This is a genomic window from Chryseobacterium sp. PvR013 (assembly GCF_017833095.1).
GTDB classification, from domain to species: Bacteria; Bacteroidota; Bacteroidia; order Flavobacteriales; family Weeksellaceae; genus Chryseobacterium; species Chryseobacterium culicis_A.
The window spans coordinates 59,193-81,787 of the sequence record NZ_JAFIBT010000001.1; the positions used below are offsets into that span (position 1 = coordinate 59,193).

21 protein-coding genes are annotated in these 22,595 nt (G+C 36.6%); 11 read left to right on the top strand and 10 right to left on the bottom strand.

Annotated elements, in window-relative coordinates:
* The first annotated feature begins 135 nt into the window (after window positions 1-135).
* The 4 genes from JOE44_RS00280 to JOE44_RS00295 all read left to right on the top strand — a co-directional run bounded on the left by JOE44_RS00280 (window position 136) and on the right by JOE44_RS00295 (window position 4,241).
* Window positions 136-960: a helix-turn-helix domain-containing protein gene (locus JOE44_RS00280; RefSeq protein WP_209783829.1), complete on the top strand. Its 825-nt coding sequence runs from the start codon at window positions 136-138 to the stop codon at window positions 958-960.
* A gap of 76 nt (window positions 961-1,036) precedes the next feature.
* The gene (locus JOE44_RS00285; protein ID WP_209783830.1) at window positions 1,037-2,335 is read left to right on the top strand and encodes a serine hydrolase domain-containing protein; all 1,299 of its coding nucleotides are present in this window, start codon (window positions 1,037-1,039) and stop codon (window positions 2,333-2,335) included.
* Between the two features lie 181 nt (window positions 2,336-2,516).
* Window positions 2,517-3,188, top strand: a complete 672-nt coding sequence (locus JOE44_RS00290) for a hypothetical protein (RefSeq protein ID WP_209783831.1) — start codon at window positions 2,517-2,519, stop codon at window positions 3,186-3,188.
* A gap of 414 nt (window positions 3,189-3,602) precedes the next feature.
* On the top strand, window positions 3,603-4,241 hold the full coding sequence (locus JOE44_RS00295; protein ID WP_209783832.1) for a hypothetical protein: 639 nt from the start codon (window positions 3,603-3,605) through the stop codon (window positions 4,239-4,241).
* Between the two features lie 226 nt (window positions 4,242-4,467).
* Here JOE44_RS00295 and JOE44_RS00300 read toward each other — a convergent pair whose 3' ends face one another.
* The 4 genes from JOE44_RS00300 to JOE44_RS00315 form a co-directional block, all read right to left on the bottom strand.
* Entirely contained in the window at window positions 4,468-4,638 is a 171-nt protein-coding gene (locus tag JOE44_RS00300; protein WP_209783833.1) for a lmo0937 family membrane protein, read from the bottom strand.
* Window positions 4,639-4,693: 55 nt separating this feature from the next.
* Window positions 4,694-5,011 carry a hypothetical protein gene (locus JOE44_RS00305; RefSeq protein ID WP_209783834.1) on the bottom strand — a complete coding sequence of 106 codons (318 nt, stop codon included), beginning with the start codon at window positions 5,009-5,011 and terminating at the stop codon, window positions 4,694-4,696.
* A 134-nt stretch (window positions 5,012-5,145) separates the two neighbouring features.
* Complete coding sequence (locus tag JOE44_RS00310) at window positions 5,146-5,694, bottom strand: type 1 glutamine amidotransferase domain-containing protein (RefSeq protein ID WP_209783835.1); 549 nt, start codon at window positions 5,692-5,694, stop codon at window positions 5,146-5,148.
* 103 nt (window positions 5,695-5,797) lie between these two features.
* A complete protein-coding gene (locus JOE44_RS00315; protein ID WP_209783836.1) occupies window positions 5,798-6,250 on the bottom strand; it encodes a PA2169 family four-helix-bundle protein in 453 nt (150 codons plus the stop codon).
* 158 nt (window positions 6,251-6,408) lie between these two features.
* On the opposite strand from JOE44_RS00315, the gene JOE44_RS25220 reads away from it, so the two are divergent.
* On the top strand, window positions 6,409-6,537 hold the full coding sequence (locus JOE44_RS25220; protein WP_280893113.1) for a hypothetical protein: 129 nt from the start codon (window positions 6,409-6,411) through the stop codon (window positions 6,535-6,537).
* A 444-nt stretch (window positions 6,538-6,981) separates the two neighbouring features.
* On the opposite strand, the gene JOE44_RS00320 is transcribed toward JOE44_RS25220, so the two are convergent.
* Window positions 6,982-8,199: a hypothetical protein gene (locus tag JOE44_RS00320; protein ID WP_209783837.1), complete on the bottom strand. Its 1,218-nt coding sequence runs from the start codon at window positions 8,197-8,199 to the stop codon at window positions 6,982-6,984.
* 655 nt (window positions 8,200-8,854) lie between these two features.
* Between JOE44_RS00320 and JOE44_RS00325 the strand changes: the two genes are divergently transcribed.
* From JOE44_RS00325 to JOE44_RS00335, 3 genes are all read left to right on the top strand, one after another.
* Entirely contained in the window at window positions 8,855-11,359 is a 2,505-nt protein-coding gene (locus tag JOE44_RS00325; protein WP_209783838.1) for a PIG-L family deacetylase, read from the top strand.
* A gap of 100 nt (window positions 11,360-11,459) precedes the next feature.
* Entirely contained in the window at window positions 11,460-13,151 is a 1,692-nt protein-coding gene (locus JOE44_RS00330; RefSeq protein WP_209783839.1) for a sodium:solute symporter, read from the top strand.
* A gap of 34 nt (window positions 13,152-13,185) precedes the next feature.
* A complete protein-coding gene (locus JOE44_RS00335; protein WP_034697549.1) occupies window positions 13,186-13,704 on the top strand; it encodes a DUF2911 domain-containing protein in 519 nt (172 codons plus the stop codon).
* A 65-nt stretch (window positions 13,705-13,769) separates the two neighbouring features.
* Here JOE44_RS00335 and JOE44_RS00340 read toward each other — a convergent pair whose 3' ends face one another.
* The gene (locus tag JOE44_RS00340) at window positions 13,770-14,591 is read right to left on the bottom strand and encodes an alpha/beta hydrolase (protein ID WP_209783840.1); all 822 of its coding nucleotides are present in this window, start codon (window positions 14,589-14,591) and stop codon (window positions 13,770-13,772) included.
* 254 nt (window positions 14,592-14,845) lie between these two features.
* Between JOE44_RS00340 and JOE44_RS25225 the strand changes: the two genes are divergently transcribed.
* The 3 genes from JOE44_RS25225 (at window position 14,846) to JOE44_RS00350 (ending at window position 16,243) form a co-directional block, all read left to right on the top strand.
* Complete coding sequence (locus JOE44_RS25225) at window positions 14,846-14,974, top strand: hypothetical protein (RefSeq protein WP_280893119.1); 129 nt, start codon at window positions 14,846-14,848, stop codon at window positions 14,972-14,974.
* Window positions 14,975-15,075: 101 nt separating this feature from the next.
* Window positions 15,076-15,666 carry a Crp/Fnr family transcriptional regulator gene (locus JOE44_RS00345; protein ID WP_209783841.1) on the top strand — a complete coding sequence of 197 codons (591 nt, stop codon included), beginning with the start codon at window positions 15,076-15,078 and terminating at the stop codon, window positions 15,664-15,666.
* Between the two features lie 184 nt (window positions 15,667-15,850).
* Window positions 15,851-16,243 (top strand): Rid family hydrolase, encoded by a 393-nt coding sequence (locus JOE44_RS00350; RefSeq protein ID WP_209783842.1) that lies wholly within the window; start codon window positions 15,851-15,853, stop codon window positions 16,241-16,243.
* 250 nt (window positions 16,244-16,493) lie between these two features.
* Here JOE44_RS00350 and JOE44_RS00355 read toward each other — a convergent pair whose 3' ends face one another.
* From JOE44_RS00355 to JOE44_RS00370, 4 genes are all read right to left on the bottom strand, one after another.
* A complete protein-coding gene (locus JOE44_RS00355; RefSeq protein WP_209783843.1) occupies window positions 16,494-16,832 on the bottom strand; it encodes a hypothetical protein in 339 nt (112 codons plus the stop codon).
* Window positions 16,833-16,925: 93 nt separating this feature from the next.
* The gene (locus JOE44_RS00360) at window positions 16,926-17,249 is read right to left on the bottom strand and encodes a hypothetical protein (protein ID WP_209783844.1); all 324 of its coding nucleotides are present in this window, start codon (window positions 17,247-17,249) and stop codon (window positions 16,926-16,928) included.
* 13 nt (window positions 17,250-17,262) lie between these two features.
* Window positions 17,263-21,009 (bottom strand): glycohydrolase toxin TNT-related protein, encoded by a 3,747-nt coding sequence (locus JOE44_RS00365; protein ID WP_209783845.1) that lies wholly within the window; start codon window positions 21,007-21,009, stop codon window positions 17,263-17,265.
* A gap of 45 nt (window positions 21,010-21,054) precedes the next feature.
* Entirely contained in the window at window positions 21,055-22,509 is a 1,455-nt protein-coding gene (locus tag JOE44_RS00370) for an ATP-binding protein (protein ID WP_209783846.1), read from the bottom strand.
* Window positions 22,510-22,595: the final 86 nt, after the last annotated feature.

Sequence of the window (22,595 nt, forward strand, 5' to 3'; positions counted from 1 at the left end):
AATTAATATTTTATCAATATCTGTTTTGTTTTGAATTCTGTTGAGCATTTTAGTTTGTATCTTTCCTTTTATAATCCAGGAAAAAAGATATTGGCTAATTGAGCTGGATTCCCATAAATTTAAAAGCCAAAAAGGATGACCATAAAAATCTATAGACCTGAAAACCCTGTACTCAAAAAATATATTGAATGCTTTTATATCCTTGAGCAAGCCTCTGAAGAACCCTCAGCTACTTATTTTACCTTTCCGAGCATCTATACCATTGTCACGGCTAGTGAGAACACGGAAACTCTGGTCACCAAAAACAAAATAACAACCAGATACTGCCAGTCCAACCCAATTGAAACCAATCTGGTAAGTGATTTTAATGAACCGGTATTGGTTAGCTATGAAGGCGTAATCAATGAAATTACGACCTATTTCAAGCCATTGGGGATCAATGCTTTTATACCGAATAATTTGAGAGATTATTCAGAGGGAAGTTTTCCGGATTTTAGTCCGTACGAGGATTATAAAGAAACCATGGCAAATATTCTTTCCTTAAAAGATCACACTGAAAAAATCAAGGCGATAGAATTGTATTGGTTTTCAAAATTTCGTCCGTTTGAAAATGTTTTGCTGGCTGAGGTACTGACTGAAATGTTCGATGCCAGTAACATCAATCAATCTATGACGAAATTGTCTTATACAACGGGTCGGTCACGAACTACGATCAACAAGCATTTCGATCAGCATATTTGTAAAACACCTTCGCAGTTCAAAAAAATCATCAGATTCAGGGCAGCTATTCAAAGCCAGCTTGACGACAAAAATAGAGCAGGGTTGTCTTATAGTGTAGATTATTTTGATCAGTCACACATGATCAGGGATTTTAAAAAATTAACAGGTTTTACGCCAAAAGTTTTTTTTTCAAAAATAACAACACTTGAAAAAGATCTTATAAAATGGATGTTTATTTAGCAGGGTTTACAAAAATACAATGATGATGATGGATTATGTAGTAACATTGCAGCTTAATCATGTCATTCAATAGTTTATGAAGCCAATCCTAGTATTACTTTTATTCCCAATTCTTATTTTCGGACAGAAAAATGTGTCAGAAAACCTTGCAAAATATATGCAGGCTCAGGTTGAAATAAATAATTTTAGCGGAACTGTTCTTGTGTCGAAAGATGGTCGTATTTTGCTAAAAAAAGCCTATGGTTTGGCTGATTACGAATGGAATATTAAAAACACGATAGATACTAAATTTCAGTTGGCCTCAGTAACAAAACAATTTACCGCCACCGCTATACTTCTATTGATAGAAAGAGGAAAACTGTCCCTTGATGATAAACTGAGTACATTTTTACCGGATTATCCCAAAGCCGATAGTGTTACGATCCATATGTTGTTATCACATACTTCAGGGCTGGCTATGGGTTTTAAAGAAATAGCCTTAAGCTCGATGGACAAGGATGCTGCCTATGCTGAAATAAAGAAAATACCTTATGAGTTCTCTCCAGGAACTAAAAGCGGATACAGCAATATAGGCTATTATTTGTTGGCTAAGATCATTGAAAAAGTGTCAGGGGAGAAGTATGCTGTTTTCTTAAGGAAGAATATATTTGAAAAGGCAGGAATGAAGAATACGGGCGTTAGTAATAACGAATCGATCGTTGAAAAAAAAGCAAAGGCTTATTATCGTACAGAAAGCAGGCTTATTCATAATCCGTATATCAACTGGGAAATTAATGTAGGTCATGATGGTGTTTATTCTACTGTTGAAGATCTGGCCTTGTGGGATAAGGCTTTATATGGAACTGAGATTCTTTCTGCTCAGATGAAAAAACTTATGTTTACGCCCTATGGTGATGAAAACTGGGGCTATGGCTTTATCATCAATCCGTTTTACAATCACGGGCATCAATTAATAGCTCATGATGGTGGCTTTTTCGGGACAATGACTTCCTTTAACCGCTTTACAGACGACAAACTTTTTGTGACCGTACTTTCTAATAATGAATCATTTTCCTATATTATAAGTTATGGACTTTCCGCCATTGCATTGGGAAAAGAAGTTGAGCTTCCTTACAAACATCACCGGGTTGAAATAGATCCCAATTTATACGATCAATATATTGGTAAGTATGATAAAATAGACATATTGAAAATTGATGGTAAACTTTATTTTAACAATGCTGATATGGAACTCATCCCGGAATCTAAAACCAAATTTTTCAGAGCAGATAATAATGACAGAACCATTGAATTTATTCAGGACAACACAGGGCTTTACAATTCTATAATTCTGACAAAAGGTGGAGTGAAAGAAGTGGTAAGAAGGAGTAAATAGTAAATAGTAAATAGTAAAAATGGTCTTGATAAGTCAGGAATATAATTAATCTGTGTTTTACAATAATCTCTGGTTTATGGGTATAAGAAGTAGAATTAACATTTTTATAAAATAGAATCGGATCCAGTCAGCTATATGATGTCATATTTTTTCTATATTTAGAGGAAGTATATTAAAGACAATGCCGATAAACCTAATACCTCCGGATGGAGGCATGTTATATAAAGAAACAGATATGACTCAGTTCTTCCCTGAGCCATTAAATGCAATAACTGCCCTATTATTTTTAGCTATAGCCATTTTCTGGACCCTTAAAATAAAGGATCATTTTAAAGAATATCCTTTTTTAACCTATTGTCTGGTTTTATTATATATTGGTGCTATTGGGGGAACTGTTTATCATTCATTCAGGCAATGGCCGGTATTTATCATGATGGATTGGCTGCCCATTATGGTATTATGCCTGTCAGCCGGATTTTATTTTGTAGCCCAGAGTACCCGATGGTATTATGCTGTGGTAATGGTTCTGGGATACGTAGCACTTATGTTTACTTTGAGAAACTGGATTTTGGTAGATAACCCTTCTCTCTTTATCAACGTCAATTATGCAATCATGGCCTCATTGGTCGTTTTCTCGGTCATAAGGTATTTGATATATACCCATTGGAAAGCTGGTAAATGGGTAGGTTTTGCTGTACTATCATTTGTTTTTGCATTGACCTTCCGTATCGTTGATAAATGGGAATGGTTGAGTTTTGGAACGCATTTTTTATGGCATACTTTCGGGGCGATAGCAACGTTTTGCATGTTTAATTATATTTATCTTACGAGGAATGTAATTAGGAATGCGTAAGTTTTTTAGATCTTCATCAGATCATCACTGAAATTCTTTTTAACGCAAAGTTTATTGATAATTTCGTGGTATTGTAAGTGAGCTAAGGGCTTCGACTTCGTCGCTGATAAGCGATAAGCTTATCCATACGCTTCAGTGAATCAACAAAGTTGATTCTATACTTTGCTTTCTTAAAAATCATCAGTTTTAGAAATAAAAATCTTTGCGTCAAAATATCATCAGTATATTATCTTTTTATTCATTAAACTCCTTAAAATTAGGGATTTCCTATCCTAATTTATATTTGTAAGTTAGTGCCGCAAAAAATAGTACAGGATAAAAATATATAGAACGATTCTGATGAAGAAGGCTTCGTATTGTTTTATTCTTCACTGTTTTAAAAAAATTATACACCCAAAAACTAAATTTATTAAAATGAAGAAGACACTGATTATTCTATCAATGGGCGCTTTGCTTGCTGCCTGCAACAAAAAGACTGAACAGAAAACAAATGCAGCTAAGGACACTGTCGCCATAGGAAATACTACAGCCGCAGAAAAATCTCCGGGAGAAGCTACTCAATTTGACATCAACTCAGTACCGGTTTCTACCACTGAAGTGGGTGATTTTCCCTTTTTCAGTTTTCCCAAAGGACTGGAATTCCAAAACAAACCAGTACAAAGAAACTTTGACATGCTGTATTTTCCACTTAATGGCGTAATGACACCCATAGAAGGAAAAGTATGGAAAACATATGTAATCAACGGGAAAAGTAATAAGGAAGAATGGTCATTGCCCTACTTTTTGAAAAGCTATGATGATGCTATTACAAAAGCAGGTGGTGTAAAAATATTTGATGGTAAAGTTTCTCAGCCAGAGCTTGACAGGATAAAAGAAGATGCCAAATACTTTGGCGAAGAAGGTTCTATAGATTATTGGAATGAACCCGTAAAAGTATATGTCATCAGGAGGTCAAATGGCGATGATATTTATATTCAGCTCTATGGAAATACAGCTACCGGAGCCATACAGATTCTACAGAAAGCCCCGGTTGAGCAAGGTACAAAACCGTAGAGTGAAGATGGTGAAAAAATAAGGTAGATCCTTTAAAAATTGAGACTTTCAGTTTGTTTTGTTTAAAAATCCCAACGAAAAGTTGGGATTTTTTTGTTTTAAATTCTGCAACGAAAAGCCTCCTGATTTTAAGCTGATGAAATAAGGTTTTTTTTCTTTGAACTTGCCCCGAAGTCGGGAGACTTAGGAGAGCAGGGTAGATCATTTTCTACTCTGATTTTTTGTTTTAATTAAGCGGTTTTCTGCCCGTAAAAATATTAATCAGAACGACAATAATGGCAACAACCAAAAGTGTGTGGATTAAACTACTAGTGTCCATACCGGGAATTATACCAAGCATTCCCAGAAGCCAGACGGCGATGCAGATTACAGCAACAAGCCATAATAAATTTCTCATAATATTATTTTTTGTGGTTAGTGTTGTGGTGTAATGTATATCCGGAGGCTTCGCTTTATTGATGCCTCAAACCTTTATGATGATATTGTGTGCTTTTATGATCGGTTTTATAGTTTGAATAAGCATTATCAGTGTGAGTACTGTAATTTTTATTGGAATACTGATCATTCTCTAACTGTGGCAGGGAATAATGAAACGCCTTGCCATTCTTATAAAGTTTATTATCGTAAGTACGGTAAATCTGATTCTCTTTATAAGTGTTTCCATCAGGAGCAAGATAAATGTTGTTTTTCTTGCTTTTTTTTCGCAGGCCCAGATAAAGCAAAGAACTTCCTGCTGCAAGAGCCAATGTAATTTTTACTATATTGTTCATACGATGGTGATTTGATGTTAATCATTACAATTTTTTTGCCATAGGATAGAAATGTGGTACTTTTTAAGCAGATGAGTACCTCTTATTCCTTTGATGAGAAGAAAAAAGTCTGGCAGGACCAGACTTTTTTGTTTTTACAGTGTTTGTTCTGTATGTTTTCCTTCCCTGATCTCTTCTACAAGTTTTGCATTAAAGGCAGGAAGATCTTTTGGAGTTCTGCTCGTAACGAGTCCGGCATCTACTACCACTTCGCTGTCTTCCCAGCGTGCACCAGCATTTTTTAAATCCTGGCTGATGGAGTTCACGGAAGTCAGATTTCTGCCTTCTACAACACCAGCGTTTATCAGTACCTGTGGTCCATGGCAAATAGCACCTACAGGTTTATGCTGAGCAAAGAAATCTTTTACAAAGGTGAGTGCTTTCTCATGGGTTCTCAGCTGATCCGGATTAATAACGCCTCCCGGCAATACCAAAGCATCATAATCTGAAGCAGCTACATTTTCCAACGTTTGATCTACCGGATATTCCTTACCCCAGTCTTTTTCTGCCCACGCTTTAATACTTCCGGATTCAGGACTTACAATATGTGCGGTCCATCCCTGTTGTTCCAGATATTCTTTAGGTGAACTTAATTCACTTTCTTCAAAGCCATGTGTGGCCAGTATTGCGATTTTCTTTGACATAGTACTGTTTTTGTATTAAGTATCGGAGGTGATGACCTCCAATGACCCTGTTTGATTACTGTCTGATGATTAAATAAACTCTACCTCAGTAGAGAAAGGATGCTTACTTCTTTAAGTCTTCAAGAACTTCAAATTTATCATGAGAAGCTTTGATCTGATGAAGCTGATCCTGTACAACCCTGGAACTTTCCGGGCAGAGATCACCACTGTCTAAAGCATCCTGATAAGCATCAATAGCAGCATTTTCACCATACACTACATTTCCTAATGTAGAGCCGGCAGTATCTGTGGCAAAAGAATTTTTAACATCAATCCATGCTCTGTGAATGGCTCCTGCAGCTGATCCTGACTGATCCGGTGTGCCTCCTCTTTCTGTAATCAGATTGCTCAACTCGTTTTTCATGGTGTGAGATTGAGATACCATGATATCGTAATCTGTTCTCAGCTGTGGGTACTGATCCCATACTTTGTCTTCAACCTTTGAAAATCCCTGAATTCTGTCGTTGGTAATGTTCAGTAAATCATTCAATACTGAAACTGTTTTCTCGTTGTTCATATTTTTATATTTTTAAAATGGTATTATAAACTTTGCAAGCGGCGTGCCTTAAAGACGATATCTTCAAAGATGTGGTATTTAAAAAAAACTTAAAATTTTGAAAACAAATCTTAATTAAAATACCTGCAGTGCTCCAAAAACAACACAATCAAAAGTAAATGGGTGTCTATGAAAATCTACCGCAAAGAAATATCGTGATGCCGTACATCCATACCGTTAAAATGCTGGATGCCGCACACCTTATTCTTCAGAGAAAAAGAGAAAAGAAGATCACTGAAACCAGTTAAGAATAAGAAGTTGGTTGGTAAATAAAAGGTTGGGAATTTTTGATACAGTTGATTAATGCGCTGCTGACCAATTTTTCTGATGCAAAGCTTTCATTTTTTAAACTGTTGATTGTAAGAGAGCAAAGGAAAGAATCAACTTCGTTGATTTGCTGAAGCATATGGATAAGCATGCCGCTTCATCAGCGACAAAGTCGCATCACTTTGCCCCACTTAAAATAAAACGGAATTATTAATGATCTTTGTGTTCATCTTTTTAATTCAGAAATAACTTCAAATATAATTCCCCTGAGCTAGTAAGGGTATAAGATTATTTCCTTTAAAATTGCTCCAAAGGTAGGAGGCTTCGGAGAGTAGGTGGTACGAATATCACTATCATTTTACATCGATATATACCGTAAACTTCGTACCTTAATAAGAAATGCCCCTTTATTCAGGGGCATTATATTATTGAGCTTTTACCTGCTCTATCTTTATGTAAATTTTAGTAAGGTTGGGTTGGGCACTGCCTGAAGTAGGGGCTCCAGCCATAATGGTTGCGGTATAAGCGGTTTTTGAAGAAGAATTACTGTCTATCCAGGTATATCTTCTATGCTCAGGTCCGCCGCTGGCTCCATCTATAATCCCTACGTTCCCCCAGTAAGCGTTTCCTATTGCTCCGGTGCCCTGAGGAAACCAGGTCGCTGATGAATCTGCCATACCGCCCCATACTCCTGAAGTAATATTGTTGGTGGTTACCGCTGAACCAATATAGCCGCCATATTCGGTATTATAATTCCAATATAGATTTACGGTAGCGCCTGTATTGTTATATAATTGTACGTTAGGAATTGCGGCGGTTGTACCACTGGTGGTATCAAATATTACCCTGATGGAATACTTACCATCCGGGGTAGCAAGAGGGAAGGTATACGCTTGTTTCCCGTTGGGATCGCTTGTTAGGGTAGGATATCCCATTGCAGCAACAGGTGCAATGTCTGCACGGCTGGTATTTCCTACGGTAGCGGTACAGTTTTGCGCTGCTGTTAAGAAAGGAACAGCTGTACTGTTTAGGGAAAGAGTCATATCATTAGCAGTGGTAGGAGTTCCACTCACTGAGAATACCAATTCGCCATCCCCAAACTCCAGAGTGCCGGGTCTTAGCTGGAAGGTTAATCCGTTTACGGTAAAAGGAGCTCCTGAATTATACGAACCTCCGTTTCCTTGGCTGTAGGTAACTCTCAGATTCCCGCTGAAAGGAGTACCGGGAGTATAAGTAGAAGGATTTAAATAAGCTGTAGTACATTGTAATGCAGAAATTGCCGGAGCGACAGCATTGGTAGCTTGTGTAAGTCTTTGCCATACAGATCCATCAAAATAATAATAGCCCATCGCAGTAACGTTCACACGTTGTCCTGTAGCATCTCCGCCAGTAACATCTGTAATATAAATTAATGCTCCACTCTGATTGCTGCCATAGGTAGCCGTATTGGCTGTAAGCTCAGCTCTTGTAAGCCTCGGAGCCTGTAATCCGAATGTTTGTGTGTTATCCGTAATCAGTCCTGAAGTATCTCTTTTAGCAGATACATCCACTGTTGTTTTGGGTGAGGTTGTATTAAACCCTACTTGGGCAAATGAGAATCCTGAAATAAGGATAGCACAGCATTGTGTAAATTTTGTTTTCATATTAAGGTGATTTATGTTGTATGTCAAATATAACTTTTTTTATGGATAATAAAAAACATTGGCTTTATAATTAATGAAAATTAACTAATTGGTAATATTTTGTTTGATTTTGGTATTTTATGCTGGGTTAAAATTATTAATATCAAATTCTATTTTTATACAAATCATATTATTTAATTGGGGTTTAATCGAAAAAATAATATGTTGATGATGAGTTTCTGGTGCAAAACTTTCATTTTTGAAATTGTTGATTTTAGGAAAGCAAAGGATTGAATCTACTTCGTTGATTTTCCGAAGTGTAGGTATAAGCGTGCTGCTTCATCAGCGATAAAGTTGCATCATTTTGTTCACTTAAAATAAAGCAGAATTATTAATGAACTTTGCGTTTATCTTTTTAATCAAAAATAATTTTGAACATAATCTATTTTACAAAGCTTAATTTTTATCAGATCATTACCTTGTAGGTCAAGCATATTGCAATTTAATTTTAAGCATTAAAGACAATTAAAGTGATATCGTTGGTTTTTAATTTTTTCAACTTTATGTAAATATCTTACGAAAAATATAATAGAATGTTTGGGATTTACATGTGCTTTTTCTTTTAATGTTGAAAGAAAGATGATTTACTTATATTTGCCTCGCAAAGCAAATTCACATGTTCAAAAAAGTAATCACTGTATGTATCCTTGGTTTTTATACGGTTTTTTGTTCGGCTCAACAGGTCCGGCCTTCAAAATCATCTGAAATTTACCGTGAAATCAAAACGCTGAAACATCTTCCTAAAGTTTTATACCTGGCGGCTCATCCCGATGATGAAAATACAGGATTACTTTCCTGGTTAATAAACGACCAGAATGTAGAAACGGGTTATTTATCTTTAACCAGAGGAGATGGTGGCCAGAATTTATTAGGAACGGAACAAGGTGCTGCATTGGGTTTAATCAGAACACATGAGCTTTTAGAGGCAAGAAAGTTAGACGGTGCCCAACAGTTTTTTACCCGTGCGATTGATTTCGGGTTCTCTAAAAATACGACCGATACTTTTAAACAATGGGATGCCGACAGTATTACAGCAGATGTAGTCTGGGTAATCCGTAAATTCCGTCCTGATGTTATCATCTGTCGTTTTCCTCCTACTGCTGCGGCAGGACACGGACAACACGCGGCTTCGGCTGTGGTTGCGGAAAAAGCTTTTAAGTTGGCTGGTGATAAAACCGCTTTCCCGGATCAACTGAAATATGTTAATGCATGGCAGCCAAAACGTGTATTGTGGAATACTTTCCGCTTTGGCGGGGTGAATACAACCGCAGACAATCAACTGAAAGTTACCGTTGGGCAATATGATGCACAACTGGGAATGGGCTATGGTGAATTGGCCGGATTAAGCAGAAGTTTACATAAAAGCCAGGGGGCCGGAACACAGTCTGTAGCCGGAATCAGAACAGAATATTTTTCCCATGTTATCGGTGAACGGGCAAAAACAACACTTTTCGATGGAGTTGTTAAAACCTGGACTTCACAAGGAAATGCTGATATTGACCAATCATTAGATGCAATTATTTCCGCTTTCAATTTCAATAGTCCAGACCTCAGCTTACCTGCTTTGCTTGCTTTGCGAAAAAAGGTGATGGCATTAAAAGATGGAGACCTGAAAAAGGATAAAATGAAATCTCTCGACAATATTATTTTAAGCTGTGCCGGATTTATGGGTGAGGTGGTTACCAACCAGGCTGAAGCAGTTGCCGGAGATCATTACAACTTCAGGTTAAATTTGATCTCAAGAGCTACAAACCCTGTTGTTTTAGAAAATATTAAATGGTTAACTCAATCAGAAAGCTTCAACAGAAAACTATCAAAAGATTCTTTGATTACCATTCAGCATGATATTCAGATTCCTGCAGATGCAGCGCTCACAGAACCTTACTGGTTGGCAAAGCCAGCGGTGAATGCGGCAACGTTCTCTGTTCCCAATGATACTTTAGTCGGTTTGCCAGAGGCAGAATCACCACTGAATGTTTTGCTTGATGTAAAAATCGGTTCAGAAAAGTTTCAGGTTAAGCTTCCTTTATCGTTCAAGAAATTAGATCCTGTGCGTGGTGATGTGGTTGAAGCCTTGCGCATTGTTCCCGCATTGGAACTGAAATTTACGCAACCCCTTTATTGGGTTAAAGAAAATGAAGATTTACCCTTGAGTTTAAATGTTAAAATTAATTCTAACAAACAGTATAGTAACGGTATTCTCAACCTGATGTATAACGGAGAGCGGTTAGGCAGTGCTGAGGTAAGTTCGCTCAATGGAAAAGATACTACCATCGATTATGTTATTCCAAAAGCTAAGCTTGCCGCAATACATTCGGCTCGTTTGCCATTGGATGCCAATTTTGTTGCAGATGGAGTAACATATAATAAAAAACAGGTATTAATTCAGTACCCGCATTTACCTTCCTTACAATATTTTGCGCCTGCCACTGTAACTGTAATGAAAAGTGATATTCAGGCGAATGTTAAAAAAGTGGGTTACATAGAAGGTGCGGGCGATTTCATTCCGGAGTTCCTACGCATTGCAGGGATTCAGGTAGATGTATTGAAGGATGAAGATTTTTATGGAAACATAGATGAATCCGGCAAAAACGGTAGTCAAAGCAAGCTGTCTCAATATGATGCCATCGTACTGGGTATTCGTGCCAATAACACTGAGAAAAAGCTGGGGCGATGGATGCCTTTTTTATGGTCTTATGTAAAAGCTGGGGGCAATTTGATGATGCAGTATAATACTAACCAGGATACCACCGTTGACAAATTGGGAATGTATAATTTCAGTATTGCCAATAAACGGGTTACTGAAGAAAATGCCAAGGTTACGTTGTTAAATCCCAATCATAAATTACTGAACTTTCCGAACAAAATTACGGTGGATGATTTTAAAGGCTGGGTACAGGAGCGTGGCGCTTATTTCCCTGCTCAATGGGATGCTGCTTATGAACCGCTTTTTGAAATGCACGATACAGATGAAGAGCCTCTGCAGGGATCAACTTTATATGCCAAATACGGAAAGGGTAATTTTATTTATACCCCATTGGCATTTTTCAGACAGCTGCCTGCGGGAAATGTTGGAGCGGCACGTTTATTTTTAAACTTTTTATCTGCACAGAAAAACTGATGAACAAACAACTTAAAAACTGGAATATCTGGTACATACTATTAGCAGTTGCATTAGTAGTACAGATCGTATTTTATTATGGGTTTACTAAATTCTGGGCATGAGTAATATAGATTGGACAGTTCTTATTTTTACCCTTGTTGCAGTGGTAGTTTACGGCGTATTTATCGGTCGTGGGCAAAAAAGCAACGCATCCTACCTGAAAGCAGATAATAAAATGCCCTGGTACATTGTCCTTTTAGGGATTATGGCCACGCAGGCAAGTGCCATTACATTTCTTTCAGCACCGGGCCAGGCGTATACAGACGGTATGCGTTTCGTGCAGTATTACTTTGGTTTGCCTTTGGCGATGATTGTGATCTGCATTACTTTCATCCCGATTTTTCAACGCTTAAATGTTTACACCGCCTACGAATATTTAGAAAACCGTTTTGATAAAAAAACAAGGGTACTCACCTCCCTGCTTTTTCTCTTTTCCAGAGGCTTATCCACAGGAATCAGCATTTATGCTCCAAGTATCATCTTATCAAGCGTTTTAGACTGGAATATTTATTTAACCAATGTTCTGACAGGTGGTATTCTGTTGATTTATACCTATGTTGGCGGAGCAAAAGCAATTGCTCACACCCAAAAATTACAGTTTCTTATTATTTTGGGAACAATGGCCTTTGCAGGTTATTTGCTTATTCAAAATATGCCGAATGGAATTGGTTTTAAAGATGCGCTTTATCTGGCAGGGAAATCCGGAAAGCTCAATGTCATCACTACAGAATTCGATTGGAAAGATAAATACAATATCTGGAGCGGGCTTATTGGTGGTTTTTTTCTGGCACTTTCTTATTTTGGTACAGACCAGAGTCAGGTTGGAAGGTATATCACTGCGAAAGACAATACCAACGCAAAAATGGGCTTGCTGTTGAACGGATTGGTTAAAATCCCTATGCAATTTGCTATTCTTCTGATTGGTGCTTTGCTTTTCGCGTTCTTTTCTCTAAAACCGGCTCCAATTTATTTTAACGAACGCTCTTACCAATATTTAAAGGAAACAAAACCTGAACAGGCTGCCGTTTTTGAAAAAGAACATCAGGATTTACAAATAAAATTTAATGCAGAATCGAAAGAAATTCTAAAGCTGAAAGAAACTCAATCTCCCCAACTCAAAAAAACGATTCAGGATTTTAAAAATACTCAAACCCAGGTAAAAGAACTTCACGGCAGGGTAGAGGAAGCGATCAATCATTCAAACTATAATGCGGAGAAAACGGATACGAATTACATTTTCCTGTATTTCGTGAAAAATACCTTGCCTGTAGGAATGATCGGTTTACTGTTTGCTGTCATTTTTCTGGCCAGCTGGGGTTCCATTTCAGCTGCACTGAATTCCCTTGCTGCCTGCTCATTAAAAGATGTTCATCTGATATTTAGAAAAGATATTCCTGATGATGCCACCGAATTGAAGTACAGCCGACTGCATACTTTAGCCTGGGGTGTTTTTTCTATCGGTGTAGCCATGTTTGCCACGCAAATGGGTTCTCTTATTGAAGCGGTTAATGTATTGGGTTCCCTTTTTTACGGACCGATATTGGGGATTTTTCTGGTCGCATTTTACTATAAAAAAATTGACGGGCCGAATGTATTTATTGCTGCCATTTTATCAGAAATTACGGTCATCGCCATTTATCAGTTTGATATTGTTTCTTTCCTTTGGCTTAATGTAATCGGGGCAGCAGCGGTGATTATATTTTCAGCAATCGGATTGCTGTTTTATAAGCAGAAAACAGTAAATTCGTAAGCAAATAATAATAAAAACAAACAAATAAAATATTATGAAAACAATGATTAAATCTGCTACAGTACTTTTTGCAGCAGTGACGCTTTCAGTAAACGCTTTTGCACAGGAAACTAAAAAACCTGCCAGTCCTCCGGCTACTGCTACGGGAAAAATTAAAGATGCAAACATTACAATTGCCTATAGCAGTCCTTCTGTAAAAGGGCGTACCATCTGGGGCGGATTAGAAGCTTATGATAAAGTTTGGCGTGCGGGTGCCAATGAAGCTACTACTTTCGAAACGGATAAAGACATTACCGTTCAGGGTAAAAAACTGCCTGCAGGTAAATACAGCTTTTTCTTAATCCCTAAACAAAGCGGAACCTGGACTGCAATTTTTAACAAAGAGCCAAAACAATGGGGCGCTTATAAATACGAACAAGCTAAAGATGCTTTACGTGTGGATGTAAAAACAAAAGCTTTACCAGCAACACAGGAAGCTTTAGTGTATAAAGTAAACAATAATGGATTCACAATGGATTGGGACAAAATCTCAGTTCCTGTAGAGATTAAATAAATCATTTTGTCTTGTATAAAAAAAGGGAATCATTTTCGATTCCCTTTTTTTATATTATTCTTTTATTAAGCTTCAATAAACTCCAAAAGATCTTTATTAATGGTTTCGTGCTCCGTAGTAGGCATTCCGTGAGGGAAACCTGGGTACGTAATCAGTTTTCCGTTTTTCAATAGTTTTGCAGATTTAATGGCGGAGTTTTCAATGGGAACAATTTGGTCATCTTCTCCGTGAAGAACCAAAACAGGAATATCCACAGCTTTTAAATCTTCAGTAAAGTCAGTCTCGGAAAATGCTTTGATCCCGTCATAATGTGCCACAATTCCACCCATCATTCCTTGTCTCCACCAGTTTCTTTGTACTCCGTCTTTTACATTGGCGCCTTCTCGGTTGTATCCGTAGAAAGGGAAAGTCAAATCAAAATAAAACTGGTTTCTGTTATTCAAAGTCTGTTCTCTGATTCCATCAAAAACTTCCATAGGAACACCGTCAGGATTGTTTTCACTTTTTACCATTACCGGTGGAACGGCGCTGATTAAAACTGCTTTTTTTGCTCTTCCTTTAGAATATTTGTTAACGTAACGGATCACTTCACCACCACCTGTAGAGTGACCAATGTGAACAACATCTTTCAAGTCAAGGAATTCAACCAATTCTGCAGCGTCAGAAGCATATTGCTCGATGGTGTGATTGTAAATATTCTGGCTGGAACGCCCATGGCCTCTTCTGTCGTGAGAAATCACTCTGTAACCTCTCTGAAGGAAGAAAATTACCTGTGCATCCCAATCGTCCGATGATAATGGCCATCCGTGGTGAAACATTAATACAGGTCCTTCTCCCTGATCTTTATAAAAAATTTCTGTTCCGTCTTTTAATTGTAATGTGCTCATTGTTTTGAATTTTTAATGTTTGGTTAATTTATTTGATAAGTTTTTGTTTTCTTATTTCTTCAGCAAATGTATGGTGGATAAAGCAGGTAGAAATTAATCTAGTTTAATTTCGTACATTTTGCTAAATTTTTTTATTCTGATAGCTATTTCAATCTTACTTTCTCTTCCAAACTCACCCATCCGCCTAATTTTTTATGATTTATAAAAAAACATGAAATTATAAAAAAATCATCGAAAATAATGGAGGTTGGAAAGTGGAAATCCAGGATGATGAAAGAGTATTCCTCGATTATGTAAAAGAAAATGAAGCAGATATTATTTTATTGGGTTCAATATTAGATGAAAAATTTGAAAATGAGATTAAAAAAATGGTAAAAATCTAAATCAGAATTTGAAGGTAATTGTTCATTACAGCTGTGGAAGCGGGCTTCCGGAGATTGAAGTTTACACACTTTTTTCTAATTTGCAGCGGTAAAATAAATTTATGTTTCAAAATATTATCAAAAACATCTCAAGATTTGTTACTTTAACACAGGAAGAGGAAAAAATTTATGAAGATTTGTTAACACTTCAGAAGTACCCGAAGAAAACACACCTTCTGCGCGAAGGAGAAATTTGTCAGTTTGAAGGTTTTATAAAGCAGGGTTGTACACGAACTTATTATCTTGATGAAAACGGCTTTGAAGTGACCCTTCTGTTTGCTGTTGAAGATTGGTGGATTACGGATATTGATTCTTTTAATAATAAAACCCCTTCAAAAATTTTTATAGAAGCCCTGGAAGATACCGAAATTTATATTTTGAATCCGGAAACCAAGGAAGAATTACTGCAAAAGGTTCCCAAGTTTGAAAGAGCATTCCGGCTGATGATGCAGCGGTATGTGGTAACCCTTCAAAACCGTCTTATTAATACAATTTCTCAACCTGCGACAGACCGTTATCTGGAATTTATCAGGGTTTATCCTACCATCCCGCAGCGTGTGGCGCAGTATTATATTGCATCATATCTTGGAGTTTCTAAAGAGTTTGTGAGTACAATCAGAAAACGTTTAGCTATTAAAGAAAAACAAAAATAATAAGCAGAAAATTTCCCTTTCTTGAAGTGAAAGCGAAAATTCGGAGAGTTCTCAGGGTGGTTTATACAGAATGTGTCAATCACCTTTTTATTTAGAATGAAAGAAAAAGTCATTTATTAAACTAGCTTAATTTCTAAGGTTTTTATCAGTTCTATATTTGCTTTATTAATTTAAACAATATTCAATGTTACAGGAAAACAAAACAGCAGAAGGCTTTGGAATGCCTTGGGAAGATATCTACGGATATGCACAGGCGGTAAAAAAAGGAAATACGGTTTGGATTTCCGGTCAATTGGGTCACAACAAGAAAGGTGAATTGGCAGAAGGAATGGAAGCACAAATGAAACAAACGTATGTAAATATCAAAGAACTATTGTCAAGATATGATATGACGATGGAAAATGTGGTGGAAGAAGTTATCTATGCAATGGATATGACGACGGCCTTTGAGGCGAGAAAAAATTTCAAAACAGAATTTTATGATAACCCTAAAGCTGTTGCCAGCACAATGGTTGGAGTAAGCGGGCTTGCATTACCTGAACAGCTTGTCGAAATTAAAATTGTGGCGACTGTATGAGTTTGTAGTCTTGAAGAGAAAAGGAAGATGAAAACGGGCAGTAAAAATATCTACTCAATATAATCCAGAAAACGCAGCATAGGACGTAAATGCACCTTCAATTTCAAAAACATAAATTCAATAAGACAAAGGAAAGTGCAAATAGCAAGCTTTGGTGCGGATTGATAAAACTAATTTTATTGTAATATTGATGGGGTTTTCAGATAAAAAATCAGAGCAGAAATAATCTGCTCTGATTGTATTTTTTTGTTTAATGATAAATGCCTTCTAAAAATAGCATATACCTTCCGGGCTGAAATTCTCCATAGGAAAACAGATAGATCACATCATTCTTTTTCAGATAATGAACTTCTAATCCCTCTTCAGATACATATTTTTCAATGAAAGTATTTTTTATATTCAATTCACTTTCTCTGACGATGGTTTCAAAACTTTCATTATCTATTTCTTTTTTTAAGTCTCTTAAGGGACTGTTGTAAAAATCAATCAGTTTGATTTTCTGATTTTCAATTTCAAAAATTTGTTTTAGACATTCCTGTTCATCGCCATCAAATAATTTTTGCCTGGTTATTTCGTTTTTTTTAATCATATCCGATTAGTTATAAGTTTAATACATTCTTAATGATAAACTTTGTTTTTAAAAAGCTTATCTAACATGTTTTGAGTTTTTTATATCAATTTTTTACCCTTCAATCATAGTCGGATATAGTGATATTCCCCAGACGATATCCTTCAGCATATTGGCATAATCTGTACTGGCTTCTTCTGCAACAAAATTTCTTGCTATCATTACTGCCATTGGATATTTTTGATAAGCTTCGTCTTTTGTATAAACTTCATTATTGTCAATGACAGTTTTTTTTATATCCAGTAATTGATTATAAAAAGAAACATTCATGGGATTATCAGGAGATCTTTCGTATTCTTCTTTTGCCTGCAATAAGGCTTTTCCAACTATTTCACGATAATAATTTTTCGTTAACTTGTCTTCTAAATCTGTATACATTTATCTATTTTGTTTAATTAAATTGAGTTTTTGGTATATATAGCTGGCTTCCACCACCTTCTGTATGAACTGAGATAGGGTTACCTTCTGAGTCAATTCTTGACCATGTGTCATCAATTTTAGCTGAAGTACTCCTTAAGCCTTCTGCATCTTTTGGTAATTTAGTTATTTCTTTATTAACATTTCTTAGCTCTTGCGTTTGTTTCCAGCCATTATTAGGATCTCTGACATTATATTTATCTGAAACTCCAAGCTCATTCGGTGTATTGAGCGGATTATCAGTATAATAGTCTCCTCTTAATACCGTTCCTTCCGTATTTACCTTTGTGTATTGTATTAATTCTGTTCCTTTTGACAGTTTAACGATTTCGATTGGGCTGCTAAAATCAATCCCTGCAATATGAGATTCAATATCTCTCATTTTCATATCAGGATTATGTTTAAGATAAAACTCAATAGCTTGTTTCTTTCTTAAGTCAATAATGGCATCTATTTCATCTGCTGCAGCTTTGCTTACAATGGTAGTTTTATCGTCTTTTACTAAATTTTCTTCCTCATTTTTATTATTTCGAATTTTTTTCCCTTTAATGGATCTTGCTTTAGCTAAATTAGTATTTTTTGATGTTTTACCGATAGGTTTTATATATCCTTCTTTTATTAAATCATTGATAGATGCCGGCAGTTCATACTGAATACCTCCACCTTTTTCTCCAAACCAAGGGATGATTTCTCCTTCACTGACTTGAGTGATATCTTTCAATACTTTATACCTTGTATAAGTTTTACTATCTGTTCCTTTAGGTAAAGCTCTGTCTGTATAAGGAGTGCCATCTTTTCCTGCAAAGGTTCCTCTGTCCTGGAAAACTCCGTTTTCATCGATCCATCCGCCATATCTGTCAAAAATGCTTCCTTCTTTTAAGGTAACCTCCAGGGTGCTTGTTGCTCCACGGTTTGGAGGCCAGTTTCCATTGAGATTTTTATCCGTAAACAATTGTTCTAATTGTTTCCAGTTTTTATTTTTAAATAAATCATAAGCCTGTTTTGCTATTTCATCAGATGGAAAACCAGTTTCAACGGATTTTAGGAACTTATTAAAATCGGGTTGTTTATAAGTATTCTCCAGAGCGTGTACTGCTGGTTTATTGCTGACCGTGTTTTTAGGTAGTTTTCCGCCCATTAAATTTTCTGGCGTATCAATAAATTCGCTATGCTGCTCCGGGTTGTAAGGTTTTTTTGAGGTTTGCTTCGATGTTTGTCTTTTTACCTTTGGCAGTTTCTCTAATTCTGCTCCTTTTAAGTTTTTACTGCTTAGCACCACCAATCCTGCAGTTAATGTCAATTGTCCTAAAATTTTAACGATAGCATCTATTTTTTCTGCTGTTGTTAAGTTTTTATTATCATGGATATCCTGTATACTTTCTAAACCATCAGCTGTAATCATCACAGCAGCAGTACCATTAAGGGCAAAATCAGTTAAAATGATATACTGCATCCCTGTTGATGATATTTTTATAATAGAGGATGCCTTAGCGATGCTGGATAATGAGCCTGCCATCCCTAAAAAGCTGGAAGCTATCATAATGACATCCAAAGTAAGGGTTTCGTTGGTCAATGTTCCTTTCTGTACTTTATCAATAATGCTGGAGGCTCCGGAAGTGACACCTGTGGCCCCTGCAGCTATAAATAAGTAAGGAGCAATAGGTGCTGCCGGTGTAAATGTGGCTACCAGTCCTGCAACTGCGAAACCTAAAGAAGCCCACCCGGCTCCGGTGGAAAGTGATTCCCAAAGCGATGCTCCATTAGTACTGAAATTACCTTTTAGGGTAGGATAACCGAATGTATTAGACGGAATTTCATAAGCCAGAATACCATCCGGATAGGTGTTTTTACTGTCAAATTCTTCAAATAAATCTTTTAAATTATTTCCTTCATAAGTGCGCTGATGTTGTACGCCCGGAGTAAGATCTGTGAGTACATAATTGGCTGGATTTTTTTTGCTTTTTCCTATAAATACATTGAGTGACAAGGTTTCTGTTGTTTCCTCGTTGATGGCTACGGCATTAATGGCTAATGCTGTTTTGGGAGCAATCGTATTAAAGCTTTTATCAATATTTTTCTTATATTCCTGTACGTTTTTTAGAGCCTGATAATCATCTTTTGGTAAGATAACCTGTCGGTAAGATGCTTCCTGGCCTGTTGGATTATTATTTTTGTCTAATACCAGACAATGGATTATAAAGACTCCTGTAAGTGAGCCCACAAAAGTAGCTGTTGCCTGCGCCGAATTCATATTCCAGCCATCCCGCCCAAAGTATTCTCCTCTTTTATAACCGAAGACATTGGCATTTTTAGCATATTCTAGTCCCATTTCTTTTGGAGTATTGATTTCTGCAAACCAGAAATAATGATGATCTTTAGGAATAGGTTGCCCTTTAATTGAGTAATACAAATGTGGAATATGGTTAGGATAAACATTTCCAACTTCTTCAGGGTTTTTAGATTCGGATTTAATAAAGAAATTTGGATTGCTTTTTTGCTCTTCAGCTGCTCCTTTTGAAAGATTGAACTCAATAAAGGCTACCTGCTGTCTGAAATCTGAATAATTTTGGATTTTATTCTTTTTTAAATCACCAGCTGCCGCCTCTTCAAGGGTCTTAACCTGATATTCTTTGGTTAAAGCCCTGAATTCCTTTGTTATGGTATTTTCTATGATGAATATAAATGTATAGTTCCCTGATTTATGGGTGTTAATAGAAAATTGACTGATTGCAGTTCCATCCTGTCCGAATGTTTTAGTATCCTTTCTAAAAGGGTATTCAAAAAAGTTGTATACTCTGCCGTCATTCTGGATCAATACTTTCCGGACAACTTCCGGCATTTTAGGGTTGCTTCCTTTGGCGCTAATAACAGGTGTTTCATATTGATAGATACAATCAAACTCTATAGGTTGTCCTTCTATGGCATACTTTGTCTTTGGCTTAATCCATGATCCTTTACCTGTGACAACAACTTCCTGCAACAGCTCACCTTCGGGGTGTGGTGGCTCTGGCTTCAGTGCTGGTTGTGGCTCTTCATAGTTTGCATATAATAGCCGTATCGCTTTAAATAAGTCTTTGTTGCCTAATTCTTCATATAAGTCCTGTACTAACCCTACTTTTCTTTTAGGTCTGTATGTTGCATCATAATATTGAATAAGCTCGTATCTTTCTTCATAGGAAAGTTTTTCTAAAGCCCTGAAGACTTTATCTTCATCAGTTCCTCCAAAAATCCCTAGTGTTCTGTGTTCAAAAGCTTCGTACAGCATTTTCGCACGTTCAGAAACAGGAAGCCCAACTTCTTTCCGACTGTTTAAGAAATTCAATGCTTCATTCATTTTCAGCAAGGTTTCCCTATTAAGAGTGCCGGAAGTATTAATATTATTCTTACGTTGAAAATTGATGATCCCGGTCTTTGTTTCATTCCAGAAAAGATTCTTATTTTCAGAGGTTTTATGTCCTAATGTATTAAGGGCGTTATGAAGTGTTGAAACATGCTGCCCTTTGTCAAATAATTGAATAACAGATATATTTTTTTCTACTTTTCTAAATGCTCTGTTTTTAAAAGGGTCGTGTGTTATTTGGGTAGATTCTGTTTTTGCAAGGGATATTTTGCTGTCCTGATCGGTGATTTGCTCATGCTTATCTTTATCCTCTTTACTATGGGTATTTTGCTTATCGGACCTGCCGGCCCTGGGGGCAAATGTTTTTTTGTGTCTGCTCATGGTATTGGTTATTAGATGAGTTTTTATTATGCCGTGCTAAGGGTGTTATTCTGTTTTTTGTACAAATGGGCTGAGGCGGGATTGGTTTTTTCCGAAAGCCTTTTCGTTTTCTATCATTAAATAAGTGCTTATTAATGAATAGGTAATACGGGTTTCATTACGGTCATGTAATGCCATTGCTACATTTTTCATAATGTTTCTGATATTAGCACCGGTATAGGTATACTCTTTGGTTAAATGTTGTAAAAGATCATTACTTTCAAAAGCTATGTTTTTAGGCAAATAATGCTCCCAAAGAGCTTTTCTGGTTGTTTCTGTAGGGCGTATTACATTGACAGATACATCAATACGGCGCTTGAAAGCATCATCCATATTATTTTCAAAATTGGAAGCCAGAATTGTTAATCCGTCAAATTTTTCTATTCGCTGCAATAAATAGGAGACCTCCTGGTTGGCGTAGCGGTCATGGGCATCTTTTACATCAGAACGTTTCCCAAACAAAGCGTCAGCTTCATCAAAAAACAGCATACAGTTTTTTCCCTGCAGCCTGTTGAATAACACTTCAAGATTTTTCTCAGTTTCACCAATGTATTTGCTCACTACCTGTGAAAGATCTACATGGTACATATCAATACCATACGAATTAGCAAGAATTCCGGCAAGCATCGTTTTCCCTGTTCCCGGTGCACCGTAGAATAAAGCAATGAAGCCTGGTTTAAAGCTATGCTCATCGGTTTTGAAAAAGCCGTTTTCCAATGCTTTTATATAATGTCCAATAGGTTTTATCTGATCTCGCACATTATCTTCCAGAATAATATCTTCCATGGTGAGATCAGATTTGTAAAGCCTGCCCGGAAAGTAAGAACCATGATCCAGCTGTGGTTTCTGCCCTGATAAAAAATAATTGAGATAAGCGGTATCCAGTTCAATTTTTCCATGAATAAATTCTGTTGAAGAACGGTTGTAAATAAGATCATTTTTCAACAATACACTGCCATTGATGAGCTGGGCACCATACTTTGACCACAGTGATAAATCTTTACCTGCCAGCAAAAAAAGTGCAGTTTGAAAAGTCGGTTTAAAGCTGCGGCTGATTTTATCATATTCACCACCTGCTTCAATAGCAAATGCATTGCTGCTTTCTTCTATCTGGACAAAGGTTTTGAGGATAGACGGATAATGCGCCGAAGCAATGCCCAGAGCTAAAATGATTCTGTCCAGAACAGTAAGCTGGTGGGTGTTTATGGTAATGGAATAAGGAGATTGGTCATCTGATTTTGGAGGTTCAGGTATTTCATAATACCCATTCAATTCTATATCCTCTTCCAGAAACAACTCTTTGCATCGCTTTTCAATAAGTGATTGCAGCCATTTCATTTCTTCATTTAAAGAGTTATGATTTACAGTATTGGAATGGAGTAAGGGATTGATTATTTCTGTTTTTTCATTAATAGGTGTTTTTATTAATGATGAGTGTTCATGGTTAATAGGAGATTTCATAATCTTATTTTGAATTAATAGGGTTGCAGTGAGGGTATTGCTGATGTAAAATCAGCAACTTCAGAGATTGGGAAAGCTTCAGAGTA